Origin of the sequence: Pseudoalteromonas sp. 19-MNA-CIBAN-0066, from assembly GCF_040308705.1 — a bacterium.
GTDB classification, from domain to species: Bacteria; Pseudomonadota; Gammaproteobacteria; order Enterobacterales; family Alteromonadaceae; genus Pseudoalteromonas; species Pseudoalteromonas nigrifaciens.
Genome location: NZ_JBEONZ010000024.1, coordinates 25,039 through 39,279 on the forward strand (window position 1 = coordinate 25,039; position 14,241 = coordinate 39,279).

General features: G+C 39.4%; 14 protein-coding genes. 7 read left to right on the forward strand and 7 right to left on the reverse strand.

What is annotated here, in order from left to right:
* The first annotated feature begins 5 nt into the window (after positions 1-5).
* Positions 6-1,421, forward strand: coding sequence for a YjiH family protein (locus tag AAEZ18_RS13340; protein WP_350551198.1), 1,416 nt, complete (start codon positions 6-8; stop codon positions 1,419-1,421).
* A 37-nt stretch (positions 1,422-1,458) separates the two neighbouring features.
* On the opposite strand, the gene AAEZ18_RS13345 is transcribed toward AAEZ18_RS13340, so the two are convergent.
* Both AAEZ18_RS13345 and AAEZ18_RS13350 read right to left on the reverse strand, forming a co-directional pair.
* A complete protein-coding gene (locus AAEZ18_RS13345; protein ID WP_011327813.1) occupies positions 1,459-1,605 on the reverse strand; it encodes a DUF2897 family protein in 147 nt (48 codons plus the stop codon).
* Positions 1,606-1,699: 94 nt separating this feature from the next.
* A complete protein-coding gene (locus AAEZ18_RS13350) occupies positions 1,700-2,227 on the reverse strand; it encodes an acyloxyacyl hydrolase (RefSeq protein ID WP_011327814.1) in 528 nt (175 codons plus the stop codon).
* A 245-nt stretch (positions 2,228-2,472) separates the two neighbouring features.
* Between AAEZ18_RS13350 and AAEZ18_RS13355 the strand changes: the two genes are divergently transcribed.
* Together AAEZ18_RS13355 and AAEZ18_RS13360 are read left to right on the forward strand one after the other, a co-directional pair.
* Positions 2,473-3,066, forward strand: a complete 594-nt coding sequence (locus tag AAEZ18_RS13355) for an MlaC/ttg2D family ABC transporter substrate-binding protein (RefSeq protein ID WP_011327815.1) — start codon at positions 2,473-2,475, stop codon at positions 3,064-3,066.
* A 221-nt stretch (positions 3,067-3,287) separates the two neighbouring features.
* Positions 3,288-4,625: an ankyrin repeat domain-containing protein gene (locus AAEZ18_RS13360; RefSeq protein WP_089368009.1), complete on the forward strand. Its 1,338-nt coding sequence runs from the start codon at positions 3,288-3,290 to the stop codon at positions 4,623-4,625.
* 161 nt (positions 4,626-4,786) lie between these two features.
* On the opposite strand, the gene AAEZ18_RS13365 is transcribed toward AAEZ18_RS13360, so the two are convergent.
* The 5 genes from AAEZ18_RS13365 to AAEZ18_RS13385 are packed head-to-tail and all read right to left on the reverse strand — an operon-like array spanning position 4,787 to position 8,312.
* Positions 4,787-5,236, reverse strand: a complete 450-nt coding sequence (locus AAEZ18_RS13365; RefSeq protein WP_182683231.1) for a DUF2069 domain-containing protein — start codon at positions 5,234-5,236, stop codon at positions 4,787-4,789.
* On the reverse strand, positions 5,233-5,787 hold the full coding sequence (gene wrbA / locus AAEZ18_RS13370) for an NAD(P)H:quinone oxidoreductase (protein WP_011327818.1): 555 nt from the start codon (positions 5,785-5,787) through the stop codon (positions 5,233-5,235). Before wrbA ends, AAEZ18_RS13365 begins: the two co-directional genes overlap by 4 nt.
* The gene (arsC, locus tag AAEZ18_RS13375) at positions 5,787-6,134 is read right to left on the reverse strand and encodes an arsenate reductase (glutaredoxin) (protein ID WP_011327819.1); all 348 of its coding nucleotides are present in this window, start codon (positions 6,132-6,134) and stop codon (positions 5,787-5,789) included. Before arsC ends, wrbA begins: the two co-directional genes overlap by 1 nt.
* 53 nt (positions 6,135-6,187) lie before the next feature.
* Positions 6,188-7,645, reverse strand: a complete 1,458-nt coding sequence (gene bepA, locus AAEZ18_RS13380) for a beta-barrel assembly-enhancing protease (protein WP_011327820.1) — start codon at positions 7,643-7,645, stop codon at positions 6,188-6,190.
* 1 nt (position 7,646) lies between these two features.
* Positions 7,647-8,312, reverse strand: coding sequence for a hypothetical protein (locus tag AAEZ18_RS13385; RefSeq protein ID WP_089368010.1), 666 nt, complete (start codon positions 8,310-8,312; stop codon positions 7,647-7,649).
* Between the two features lie 146 nt (positions 8,313-8,458).
* On the opposite strand from AAEZ18_RS13385, the gene AAEZ18_RS13390 reads away from it, so the two are divergent.
* From AAEZ18_RS13390 to pgi, 4 genes are all read left to right on the forward strand, one after another.
* Positions 8,459-8,677 carry a hypothetical protein gene (locus tag AAEZ18_RS13390; RefSeq protein WP_011327822.1) on the forward strand — a complete coding sequence of 73 codons (219 nt, stop codon included), beginning with the start codon at positions 8,459-8,461 and terminating at the stop codon, positions 8,675-8,677.
* Positions 8,670-9,743, forward strand: a complete 1,074-nt coding sequence (locus AAEZ18_RS13395; protein ID WP_011327823.1) for an AI-2E family transporter — start codon at positions 8,670-8,672, stop codon at positions 9,741-9,743. The genes AAEZ18_RS13390 and AAEZ18_RS13395 overlap by 8 nt, the downstream gene beginning before the upstream one ends.
* A 133-nt stretch (positions 9,744-9,876) precedes the next feature.
* On the forward strand, positions 9,877-12,135 hold the full coding sequence (locus AAEZ18_RS13400) for an aminotransferase class V-fold PLP-dependent enzyme (protein ID WP_197182860.1): 2,259 nt from the start codon (positions 9,877-9,879) through the stop codon (positions 12,133-12,135).
* 272 nt (positions 12,136-12,407) lie between these two features.
* Positions 12,408-14,054: a glucose-6-phosphate isomerase gene (pgi, locus tag AAEZ18_RS13405; RefSeq protein WP_350595037.1), complete on the forward strand. Its 1,647-nt coding sequence runs from the start codon at positions 12,408-12,410 to the stop codon at positions 14,052-14,054.
* Positions 14,055-14,241: the final 187 nt, after the last annotated feature.

Consider the following 14,241-nt stretch of genomic DNA (forward strand, 5'->3'; position numbering starts at 1 on the left):
AAAATATGTCTCAGTTCCCCACTTCGTCGCAATATAATATGCGCACTTGGCTTACCTTTTTAGTTCCTTCGCTAATTGGTTTGTTTTTATTTATGACACCAATCCCTATTGCTGATGGTATGACCATTCCCATTGCATTAATGGCTAAAGCAATTAAAGAGGGAATTAGCTCTGTTATGATTGAGCTGCTTACATTCATTATTTGTGTAACGGGTGTGCTTTCGCTATTAGCCAAAGTTGTTAAGCCTAGCTTTATTAAAAAGTCTTTTATACTAAAACACTTATTTGATGTTAACTGGCTTTGGCTAGGTATTCGCTTACTGGGTATGCTGTTTATTGTTTTGACCTTTATTAGTCAAACCGGCGCAGACGTGAGCTCGGCGCTTCCTGCGTTTTTATTACCGGTATTTAATGCTATTACCTCGGCAGATACGGGCGGCTTGGTTTTAAACGATTTATTGCCTATTTTGTTTTCGGTATTTGTTTTAGCGGGGTTATTACTGCCGCTGTTATTAAATTTTGGTTTGTTAGAGCTAGTGGGCACCTTGTTTACTAAACTTATGCGTCCGTTATTTGGTGTGCCGGGGCGCAGTGCTGTTGACTGTGCGGCGTCGTGGTTAGGTGATGGCAGCGTAGGTATTTTAATGACTGCGCGTCAGTACGAAGAAAAACATTACACTGAGCGTGAAGCGGCCATAATTGGTACTACGTTTTCGGCAGTTTCGATTACCTTTAGCTTAGTGGTTATTGAACAAGTGGGCTTAGAGAGTCACTTTGCACCGTTTTATTTAACTGTGTGTTTAGCCGGTGTGGTTGCTGCGATTATTGTGCCGCGCTTACCGCCGTTACGCTTCAAAAAAGATAGCTTTATAGATGGCAGTAAACGCGATGAGCATGCTGAGTCTGTACCAAGTGGTAAAACCTTGTTTGGGCATTCTTTAGATGTTGCGTTAGCTAAAGCGCATAGATCGCCAGGGTTTAAAGGCACGTTAAAAGAAGGCTTACACAATGCATTTGATATGGTGTTTGCTGTATTACCTGTCGTAATGGCGGTAGGTACATTTGCGTTAATTATTGCCACATATACCCCTGTTTTTCAGTATTTAGGTATGCCGTTTATTCCATTTTTAGAGCTGCTACGAATACCAGAAGCTGAGCTTGCTTCACAAACGATTATGGTTGGTTTTGCTGATATGTTTATTCCTTCAATATTAGCAGCGGGCACAATTGAGAGCGACGTAACCCGTTTTATTATTGCGGCAATGAGTGTAACGCAACTTATTTATATGTCGGAAGTGGGTGCACTTTTACTAGGCAGTAAAATACCGGTTAATATTTTTGAATTGTTTATTATTTTTATTCTTAGAACCTTAATCACTTTACCAGTTATTGCCTTAATGGCGCACTGGTTAGTTGGTTAGTTGGTTATAAAGATTAAGCAGTAAAAAGCCCTGATATTCAGGGCTTTTTTGTATCTGTAGAGTTAGTTTTATCGGGCTTTGTTTTTTTAAAGGGTAAATTTGCCGAGTGCTTTAGCAGTGCAAGATTACCAATAATAATAGCAAATACAATGATAACAATAACAACCATGTGCCAAGTTTGCATAGCAACGTCCGTTAATTATAAGCAAAGTATAAGTGTGAGCGTTTTAGTTTAAAACAGCAATAAAGTGACTTAAAAAATGGTGCTAATGCTGTATTTAAAAGCGTTTTGCTACCGATAGAGTTAAAAAATTTAGCCCGGGGTTGGGATCTTTAAAGCCCGCATTAGAGTAATGAATAATTCTTAGCGCCACGTTGGTTTCGCCAAAATCAGCAACTAAGCCAATTCTGTCTTCAAACTGATAGTGAGTGCTAATGTTTTTACCCGCAAAATAGGTTTCATCAACCAATGAAATACCAATACCCGCTTCTACATATATGGGGGTATTGTTAATGCTAAATGCTGGGAACAACAGCACAGGCGACATGGCAAGCACTACATTAGACTGTGTTTTATCGCCATGGTTATATTGCCAAAGGTTTACACTGGTTTCGAAATAAAAGCGCGTATCGCCAAGTAAAGACTGCAACCCTGTAGGATAATATTGATGGGCTAGTTTAAAGCCATTTACGCCACCTTCTCCCTTGAGCAGATCAATTGCGTAGCCGTGCTGCGATTGTGCGAATGCGTGTTGACTCGTGAATAATAAAACAAATATAAATAATGATAAAAATGACGTTTTCATAGGTGTCAGTGCTGTGCCTGAGTTAAATAGTGACTAAATAGTAAGGGCGCAACATGGGTGTTTTCAATGGGACAAAAATACGCTTGTATATAGGGTGTTAACCGAGGTTGATTAACTAATTGAATTTATTTACTTTGTTTTATTGGTGCTAAATGGGCATTAATAAGTTGCTTATTTAAGTCTATTTAAAGGTGTAATTATCGCGTAAATTAGCGTCATCTTAATCACACAGACAATAATTTATTATGAAGTTTTTAAAACTGTTTCTCGTTGTAGCTGTATTCTTTAGCGGCTCACTTTTTGCTCAAACGCAACAATCTCCACAACAACTCCTTAAAAGCGTAGCCGATACTTTATTTGCCGATATAGCCCAAGTTAATGCCAAAGGCGATGCAAGTAAAGAAGACATGTTTAACATTGTTGAGCAGCGCTTAATGCCGCATATTGATATAAAATTTGTAGCATTTAAATTATTAGGCAAACATATAAAGGGCATTGAGCGCGAGCAAGCAGTTAATTTTATTGATGCAGTAGAGCATTATTTAACAGGCACTTATGCCGGTGCTTTAATGAAGTACACTGGTCAAAAAGTAGTTTTTGAGCAAGATAACGCTTTGAGCGACTCACAGTACGCTACGGTTAAAACCCAGATAATACAAGCAAATGCGCCTACTATAGATTTACATTTTAAATTGCGCTTAGGGAAAGATGAACAATGGAAAGTATACGACATAGTTGCAGAAGGCATTTCATTGCTCAGCGCCAAGCAAAAAGAAATTATACAACGTATTTCTGATGTAGGTATAGAGAGCGTTATTAGCGAATTAAAAAGCAACTAATAGTAGATTATGTGACCCTGATTAAGTCCAGCTCCAACCAAATAAGCAGCCAACTAGTTATGTAGTTGGCTGCTTTTTTATTTTATAAGTATTGCGTTACTTTGCGCTAGCGTGGCGATCAAGGTGTGCTAGAATATCGGCTCGTCGATTAAGCGTGGTGTCAGCTAAAAGCTGCTATAACTGACCACTGTCCCAAGCTACACTGGAGTTGTGTTGTTTTAATGGAAAATGTACTGATTTGGCCAAAGGAATACCCATTACTTATCAAAGGACTTGTAGAACAAAATGGTGCCTTTATTTTAGATGCTTTAGAAGCTTGGCCTGCCTGTCGTTCTACCCATGAAGATGATGGAGTATGTACTACTGTTTTACCGCCCATATTTTATTTAGCGTGGTTTACTCCGCTGGAGCCTTTTGAAGAGTGTTATTTTCAACATATTTGCGAGTATGACGAAAGTGCACAAACGTATATAAGCGCGGTAAAAGAACATTATTTTGATAACGAATATACCCCCGAAAGCTTAGTACTTATGCTTTGCCAACGGCTCGAAAAATACGCGAATGTATCGGCGCAAAATGAGATTGATACACCGCAGTCGTTATTTAGTTTATTTTTTGCTAAACGCTATTTTACTCTAATTGAGCATGCGTTAAATAATCGCAGTAAATTATCGGCGGTTGACACGCTAGCTCTGTGGCAAGAAGTTGATTTTAGAGAGCGTTTGAGTGCTTATATTCCAGGTTCAATTGCCGATCTTGAGCATTTAACTGAACTGGCAAGTGAAAAGGTGGCTAAAGGCAAAGACTACTTTACTTTACTCACTCAAGTATCGCCGGATGTAGATTCTGTGGTACTACTTGAAAAAGCTTTGCTTGCTCATTTAAATAAAAAAACCGCTAAGCAAATGATGGCCATGCGCTTTATTGAGCAAGGCGCAACAGGTACGCTTGCCGATGAGCACAATAAAACAGCCTTTATGTGGGCTGCTGAAAAAGGCTACGTAAATGTAGTTGAAACCCTGCTGAGCCAACAAGATAAAAAAGCAGTTGATGATAAGGGGAATACTGCCTTGCATTATGCTGTGCTCTCTAAAAACGAATCGCTTATGGTATTGCTGCTAAAGGCGGGGTATGACTTTAGAGTGCGTAATAACGAAGGGCTTAGCTGTTATCGCTTAGCGGTGAGCATAAAAGCGAGTAACTTAGTAAAGTGCCTTGAGCGCGACTTTGGTATTAAAGAGTTGTCGCCTGAAGGGCAGTTTGATCGCATTAAAAAAGTGCATGCGCTGCATGCTCTGGTTACTTTATTATTGCCGGTGCAATTGTTTTTCTTTTTTGATGAAACAATAACCATAAAAAGCGAATTAACATTAACTCTAACTATGATTGCGGCGGTGTGTTTCTTTTTTGCGGCTACTTTAAAGCGCTGCGCGCTGTACCCGCACATTAAACACCCGTGGGGATTATTTGTATTAAGAGGCTTTTCTTTAGTTAGCCTAGTAGGGCAGTTAGGTTTAGCCGCTATTGTAACCCTTGCCGCATTAAGTTCTTTAGTTTAAATATTTACAAGTTTATCTTTCGAGGTTAAATTTGCAGCAATGTGTTTGGCCGTTAGGCAAGGCAGAGCCTATGTAGTGTAGCTGTTCCCCATAAATAGGCGATAACGATGCATAAATAAAAAACGCGCTAATTAGCGCGTTTTTTGTGTTTAAATTATAATTTAATCTGTTTTTTCGTGCTCGTGCGCTGCTTTTTCTTCGGCGAGATCGTCTTTCAATTTACGAATTTTTAAGCCAAGTTCTTGCCCACGATGCCTAGCATAGTAGGTACAGCCAATAAACATAGCAGAGGCAAATAGTAGCTCTAACAATACCCATACCAGCTCATCTTGCGCTACCCAAAGCAATGTAAGGCCATGAATAAAGTAAAGCATAACAATAAAGTTTGCCCATGCATACGTATACGCTTTGTCTTGAATTATGCCTTTAAGAGGAAATAATAATGGCAGTATGTACACGGCAAAAATAAAGCCATTGCTGTGGCCTTCTCTCGGTGCAAATACAAACATCCATAACGGCATTAAAATTAATAAACCGACATAACCAAAAATCGCGGTACGTTGAAATTTAACAGTAATTGGCTTTTTAGCTGGAATTTCAGCTGTTTTCATTGAAGTTTTCTCGCAATTTGAGTGAGGCGTTTGCCAACACTTTGGCATATTTTAATTTCGTCTTTACTTAATTCAGTACTATTACTACTACCAGCAACATGTGTTGCACCATAGGGTGTGCCACCGGTTTGTGTTGCTAGCAATTCGGGTACATCGTAAGGCACACCAAGTAACATCATGCCATGGTGCAGTAACGGCAGCGATAAGTTAAGTAATGTAGCTTCGTTGCCGCCATGCATACTGCTTGACGACGAAAAAACACAGGCTGGTTTGTCAATTAATTGCCCTTTTAACCATAATTCGCTGGTGGTTTCCCAAAACATTTTTGCTTGAGAAGCCATCATACCAAAGCGAGTAGGTGTGCCAAAGGCAAGGCCATCACAGTTTATTAAATCGTCTTTAGTGATAATAATGTCGTGTGGGTTTTTAGCAACAAAAGTGCGCAGCAAAGCGCTGGCCCCTTGTTGCTCTATAGACTCGGCAATTTCATGGGCCATAGCTTCAACTGAGCCATGGCTTGAATGGTAAAGTACCACTATGGTCGTGCTCATTATAAAACGCTTAATACGTTTTCTGGAGGGCGACCAACAGCAGCTTTATCATTGTTAACCACAATAGGGCGCTCAATTAGTTTTGGATTTTGTACCATAGCATTAATAAGTGCAGCTTCACTGGTTTCATCTTTTAAGTTTAGCGTTTTGTAAATGTCTTCTTTGGTGCGCATTAACTCGCGTGCAGATGTAAAACCCAGCTGCTTAACTAATGTAGTTAGCTGCTCGCTACTTAAAGGCGTATTTAAGTATTCAACTATACTTGGCTCAATAGCTTTGCTTTGTAATAAAGCTAGGGTCTCGCGCGATTTAGAGCAGCGCGGATTATGATAAATAGTTACAGACATAAAATGCTTCCAATAAATGAGTTGCGGCCATTTTAGGCCAAGCGCTTGTAGACTTAAAGCCTAGCAAGCTCTTTTTGTAAAAGTCGGTATTGTGTAAGTAGCGCTTTTAACCTTTGTTGTTTAACTAGCTCGTTTGGCTCAATAAAGTTGAGTGCTTTTTGTATTTCGTCGGCAGCTTTTAAATAAGCGCCGTATTGCGATAATACATCGGCATTGGCTTCGTGATAGGCGGCGAGTTTTTCTTGCTTTTTATAGGCGTCGGTTAATAGTTGCTTACCTAAGCTGTGATCTGGTTTTTCTAGTAAAAAGCTTTTTAAGATGTTTTCGGCAAGCTCGTATTGCTTTGCTTCTAGGGCTGCGTTGGCATAGTTTAGCGTAATTACCTGATTGTTAGGGCGGTAATTGTTTAATTCTGCTAAATAGGTAACGGCTTCAGCGGCCTTTTTTTGCGCTATTAATAAATCGGTATAGGTATCTATATAAAATAAGTTTTTAGGATCGCTTTTTAGTAGTTCATCTAAAATAGGCTGCGCTTCATCAAGCTTTTTTTGATCTAGTAAACTAATGCCTAAGCCATATTTTAGGGCGGCATTATTGTAGCTATTTTCGCGAATTAATTTTCTAAACAGCGATTCTGCTGCTTCTGGTTTATTGTCGTATCTTGCCAGCACGCGACTTTTTGCTAAGTTAAACTCAAGGCTCGGGTTTACTTGGCGTTTAGGGTATTGCTGCGCACGCAATCTTACATCAGACACACGGCTCTCAGGAAGCGGGTGAGTAAGTAAAAACGCAGGTGGCTTATATTTATAACGAATTTGCGCAGCGAGTTTAGTTAAAAATTCACTTGATGCACGCGGATCAAAGCCTGCATTATTAAGCGTTTGCATACCAATACGGTCGGCTTCTTGCTCTGCTGAGCGGCTATGCGTTAGTTGGCTAAATGCCGATTGTGTTTGGCTTGCTGAAATAATAGCAATACCAGCATCGGGCACGACTACAGCGGCTAAAATACCGGCAATCATTCCAGCTATGGTCATTGCGCTGTTGTCTTGTTGTTGCTGTAAGCGCCGTGCTAAATGGCGCTGGGTAACGTGGGCAATTTCATGGCCAAGTACCGATGCAAATTGACTTTCATCATCAGCTTGCGCAATTAATCCGGTGTGTACGCCTACATGGCCGCCATAAAATGCAAAGGCGTTTATTTCAGAGTTATTTAACCAAAAAAATGAAAACGGAAACCGCACATCATTGGCGCTAGCCACAAGTTTACGGCCCACTGTGGTTAAGTACTCATCAAGCACAGGGTCGTTAATTATTGGCGACGAGCCTCTAATTTGCATCATCATTACTTCGCCAATCGCTTGTTCTTTTTCGAGCGGCAGCACTTGTAAGGCTGAGGTACCTAAATCTGGCAATTTAAAGTTTGTTTGCGCCTTTAAAGGCTCACTTACTAATAGGCTAAATGTAAGCGCGGCACTACATAAAGTGATAAAGGCTGATTTTAGCTGCATTTTATTCCCTGTTAATTGGTTCACCAAGAGCAATTTTGGCAATGTTTATTTCGTCACTGCATGCACGGCTGTCTTTTTCACATAATTGATAAAGCGCTTTTATTGTGACCCCATCTAGCTTTACTACGTTCAATTGTATTTGTAAAAAAGTAATAATTTTATGCACTACCTTGTGTGCGTGTAAAATAATAGCTTTATCGGCTTTGTCTCCACGTTCAAAATAAAAGCCAATAAATGTATGTAATTGATTTATTCTAATTAAGCACTTCATGGAAAGTGGATCCCATACTTTAAATTCCATAAAACGATTATTTTTAACGTATTGATCAATAATAACATCTTTAGCGTACGGTTGAGCCCAAAGCTCAAAACCACGATCGGTAAATACTTGATGCAGTGCAATGCGTGGCTTTTTATTACATTGAATTTCGCCTAGCTCGGTTTCGTAGCCGTCAAGTAGATCAAGGTTCCAATTACGTTTGTCTAAAAGGCTTTTTACTGCATTATCAAACCCATGTTCTAAAATACCTTCAGCTTCGCTGACCGATGAGGCAACAAGGTGATAAAAAGGTGGTAATTCGCCCCAATTTATTTGTTTTTTATACCAATTAATCTCTTTGAGTGTTGGATTACTGGGTAATTGCGCTTTATTATGCGTGCCAGGCATTAACCTATCCTTACTGCTAATTATGCCCTAAGGATAAACTATTGCCGAGGTTGTTTTAAGGAAAAGTTATGCATGTTCACACTTAATACATTTTTAGGTGGTGACTATGGGACTTATTATTGATGTGAACTCAAGGTGAAACGAGTATGCTAGAGCAAAATTTATCAGCTTATAAATGCCCACAGCAGTTTATTCAATTTAAACTTGGGCTGCGTAAAGCCGTGTCGTTACAACAAAGTATTACTTTTAGTTTTAATAATGCAGAAAATATAAACGACATTGAACGATTTTTACAAAAGCATGCATATTGTTATACCTTAAATAAGCGCCAAGGAATGTTATTAGTGGAGCCATTACGTGTTTGAATATATAAAAGCGTGGTACGAAAAAAAGTTTTCTGATCCTCATTCAGTTACTTTATTATTTTTATTATTGGCGTTAGTAGCCTTATTATATTTTATTGGATCTTTGATAGTGCCGGTATTAGTGGCACTTATTATTGCCTATTTACTCGATTGGCCGGTACTGCACTTAGAGCGTTTTGGGTTAAGGCGTTTTACCGCTACAGTAATTGTTATGCTTATATTTACAGGTATTATGCTGACACTTATTTTAGTTATTGGCCCTGTGCTGTGGCAGCAAACCAGTAATTTATTTCAAGAAACACCCCATATGGTAGAGCAAGGAAAATCGTTTTTATTGGCCTTGCCTGCGCAGTACCCTAGTTTAATTACTGCAGAACAAGTACAAACAATTGTATTAACAGTAGAGACTAAAGTAATTGAATTTGGTCAAGTAGTGCTGTCGGTATCGCTCACGTCTTTAAAAGATGCGGTTGCGTGGTTAATTTACTTAATTTTAGTGCCCTTGTTAGTGTTTTTTATGCTTAAAGACAAACTAGAGCTTAGCCACAGTATTGCTAAACTTATTCCGCAACAACGACGCTTAATAATGCAGGTGTGGAATGAAATGAATCAGCAAATAATGAACTACATTCGCGGTAAAGTGTTTGAAATACTGATTGTTGGCTCGGTGTCGTTTATTGCCTTTACGGTACTTGATTTACGCTATGCTGCGTTATTGGGAGTATTAGTGGGCTTTTCGGTGTTGATCCCTTTTGTGGGTGCGGCATTGGTAACCATTCCGGTGGCGGCAGTGGCGTTGTTTCAGTTTGGAATTGAAACCCAATTTTGGACCATTTTAATTATTTACGGTATTATTCAAGCGCTTGATGGCAATGTACTAGTGCCTTTATTGTTCTCTGAAGCGGTTGATTTAAATCCGGTATTTATTATTGTAGCGGTATTATTTTTTGGAGGCTTGTGGGGTTTTTGGGGCGTATTTTTTGCCATTCCACTGGCGTCATTAGTCAAAGCGCTGATCAATGCGTGGTCATCTACTCAAGAAGAAATCATTAAAGAGCTGAGCTAAAAGTTAACACCGCTTTAAGTATAAAAAAGCATAGAAAACGCATCTTTAAAACTAATTGATTATTATCTATTACAGCCAAAACTATGTAATATTGGTATAAGATATATTTATTAGTAATAAGGTGCGTTTTTTAATGTCTGAGTATTTATTACCCGATGAGCCAGTAAAACAAGTTTACCTTGATGCAAATGCAACGACCCCTGTGTTGCCATGCATAGTTGATGTGGTGTGCCATGCAATGCAAACCTGTTTTGGTAATCCTTCTAGCCCACACATAACGGGTATTCAAGCTAAGCACTTATTGGAGCAAACTCGACAAAAAGCACGCGCGGTAATTGGCGCTAATAATGGTGATATTTTATTTACCTCTGGGGCAACCGAAGGTATTCAAACGGCTGTAGTGTCTACGCTGATAAATGCTAAAACCCATAATAAAAAAAATCCGGTGTTACTTTATGGCGCTACAGAGCACAAAGCAGTACCAAACACCCTAAAACATTGGAATCAAGTGCTAGAGATTAACGCTCAAGTACTTGCTATTCCGGTTGATAGTAACGGTATTTTAGACTTAGATTTTATTGCTCAGCATATTGATGATGCGCTGATGATTTGCACTATGGCGGTTAATAATGAAACCGGTGTATACCAAGATCTAGCGGCAATAGAGCAGGTTATTCGTAATCGCAATAGCAGCGTGTCTTGGATGGTCGATTGCGTTCAAGCATTAGGTAAGCAGCAGCTTATGTTGAGCGAAACAACAATAGATTACGCACCGTTTTCGGGCCATAAACTCTACGCTCCCAAAGGCATTGGCTTATTATATATTCGTCAAGGCAGTGCTTATACGGCATTTATAGCCGGTGGTGGGCAAGAAAGTGGTATGCGCTCAGGTACTGAAAATCTCCCTGGTATTGCAGGACTTAATAAGTTATTTAGTTTGTTATTAGATAAAACCGATGACACGTTTAAATCAAGTGCTGTGCTTGCGCAATATCGCAGCCAATTACACAATGCAATAAGCGATACATTTGGTGCCATTACCTTTAACCATGATTTTGCATACTCAGTGCCCACCACGCTTAATTTTGCGGTTAACGACTTAACCAGTAAAGAAGTTATTGATTTATTTGATGCTGCCGGCATACGCGTGAGCGGCGGCTCTGCGTGTAGTACTGGTGCTTCACAAAGTTTTGTACTAGATGCAATGGGTGCAAGCCAGTGGCAAAGTGAAAACGCCATACGTTTATCGTTTGGACCTGCCGCCACGCAACAAGATATTGACCATGCCTGTGAGCGAATTCGCGCCCTTAAACAAGTATTACAAGCAAATTGCCTGGTAGTATCTGACAGCGCTACACCTACGCAGGAATTATGTGCACTAGGCTTAACCCAATTTAGGCACCAAGGCGCGTGCAGCTGGTTATATGTTAATAGCAACAACCAAGCGGTGATCATCGACCCTATTATAGAGTTAATACCGCGCTTTGAAAAAATAGCCAATACGCAAAATTTAACCATAACCGCTATTTTAGACACCCATGCTCACCAAGAGCGTAATAGTGCAATTACCCTATTACGCAGTGTGTTAGCAGCACGTTTAGTAGCAGGAGAGGTTGATCAATTGGGTTGGCCAGTTAACCAAACGGTGATTAATTTAAATGGGCAACGCCTAGAAAAACTTGCCACACCTGGGCATAGCCAAGACAGTGTGAGTTACTTATTAAAAGAAGCCTCGGGTGAGGTTCGCTATTGTTTTTGTGGTGATCTCATTTTACCAGCGGGGCTGGGTAATACTCATTTGCTTGGTGGTAGTGCAGAGCAAATGGCTGACTCGTTAATATTATTAGCGCAGCAGTTAACCCCAGAGGCGGTTATTTGCTCAGGACACGATTACCAACAGTGTTTTGCTATGAACTGGGCGGTGCAACAACAGCAAACTCCTTTATTGAGCGCATTATTATCTAAGCAAATAACGAAAGATGAATTTGCTGCTAAAAAGCAGCAGCACGATGAGCAAAAACAAACAGATAATAACAACCAACTTTGTGGTTATGTAAATGCGCAACCAGATACAAATACACAGCAATTGAGTTATTCACAGGCAAAAGAAATGCTCAGCCACGGCAATGTATATTTAATTGATACGCGCGAACCCTATGAGCATGGCGCTAATAACATTTCATCGCTGTTAAATGTTGCTACAGCTAAAACCTTAAATATTCCGCTTAGTCGTATGGCAAACGCAATAGTAGAGCAGCAGCTAGATAAAAATAATCAATATATTTTAGTGTGCCGCAGTGGTAACCGCTCAAAGTTGGCAGCAGCTAATTTAATTGAGCTAGGTTATACCTCGGTTTATAATTTAAATGGCGGTTTGGCACTGGGAAGTTAAAATTAGTTAGCAAATAAATATAATTAAGGCCGGCATTTGTCGGCCTTTTTATTTATTTGCCAAATTAAGCTAACTGAGTCGCCTCTGAATGGGTTGTTAAATTAATATATTAATTTTATGATACCGGTGTCAAAAGCAAAAAATTACGTTATCATTCACAGCATAAAATATAAAAACAGCTCATTTTTAACTTTGCTATATATGTTAATTAACTAAGTTTTATATAATAAATACATTTAAATCAATAGATTAATATTTTAGGGGATGTTTACATGACTAACCGTTCGCAATTAGCAAGTTGGCAAGCGCTTGAAAAAAGTGCAACCAAGATGAAACAAAGCCATCTTAGGGATTTATTTGCTAAAGATGACGCGCGTTTTTCTCAATTTTCTACGCAAATCCCTGGATTATTATTTGATTACTCAAAACAACGTATTGATAAAGATGTTTTTACGCAGTTAATTGCATTAGCTAAAGAGTGTGACATTAGCGCTTGGCGTGAAAAAATGTTTAACGGTGAAAAAATTAATATCACCGAAAACCGAGCAGTGTTACACACAGCATTACGTAACCGCGCTCATACGCCACTTATTGTTGATGGTGAAAATGTAACTGAGTTGGTTGATAACGAACTTGCTAAAATTAAACTGTTTGTTGAAAAAGTACGCAGTGGTAAGTGGTTAGGCTACAGTGGTAAGCCAGTAAAAGATGTAGTAAGTATAGGTGTAGGTGGTTCAAACCTTGGCCCGCAAATGGCAACCGAAGCATTAAAAGCATTAAGTGACGATACCTTAAATGTACATTATGTGTCGAATGCTGACGGGGTACAAATTGCCTCGGTATTAAAAAATATTGATGCTGAAACAACCTTGTTTGTTATTGCATCAAAAACGTTTACCACGTCAGAGACAATGACCAACGCTAAAACAGCGGTTGATTGGTTTTTACAAACAGCTAAAGATAACGCCGCTATTGCTAAGCATTTTGTTGCGGTGAGCACTAATTTAGAAAAAACAGCCGAGTTTGGCATTAGTAACGACAACGTATTTACGATGTGGGATTGGGTTGGTGGTCGCTTTTCATTATGGAGCGCTATTGGTTTACCGATTGCATTATATGCAGGATATGACGCTTTTGAAGCAATTTTAGAGGGTGCGTACGAAGTTGATGAGCACTTTAAAAACGCACCACTAGAGCAAAATATTCCGCTTATTATGGCATTATTAAGTGTGTGGAATACCAGCTTTTTAGGTTATACCTCGCAAGCTATTTTACCTTATGACCAAGCGCTGCACATGTTGCCTGCGTACTTACAACAAGGTGAAATGGAAAGTAACGGCAAGCATGTTAACTTTGCGGGTGAACCTGTGCCTTATACAACAGTGCCAATTATTTGGGGTATGACCGGGATTAACGGGCAACACGCATTTTACCAATGTTTGCATCAAGGTAATGTTATTGTACCGGCTGATTTTATTGCCTCAATTAAGCCGCAAGTAAACGTTGATAAACATCACGATATTTTATTATCGAACTTTTTTGCGCAAACAGAAGCACTAATGAATGGCGTAGATGAGCAAGAGATCACCGCAGATTTAACCGCTAAGGGTAAATCTCAGGCACAAATAGATGAGTTACTAAAGCACAAAATTCATCAAGGCAACCGCCCAACTACCTCTATGTTACTAGATAGCGTAGACGCTAAAACGGTAGGGCGCTTAATTGCGTTGTATGAGCATAAGATTTTTTGCCAAGGCATTATTTTAGAAATTTGCTCATTTGATCAATGGGGTGTTGAGCTAGGTAAAGGATTAGCATCAAAAATAGAAGCCGAGTTAGTTGATGAGCGCGTTAAATATGCTCATGATAGTTCAACTAATGGCTTAATGGCGTATTATAAGCAACATCGTACGCAGTAAAAAATTAGCTTAGTAACATAAGCAACCAAATACCTTTGAACGGGTAGCGCTGGTGTACTTAGGGACTGTATTTTTGTGAGAGGAATTACAGTTCCCTAAGGCCCATTTTTAAGCGCAGATGATAAAATTAAAAATAAATAGCCAGCGGTGCGGTTAAATAAAAAACATCATCATCACAGCATAACAA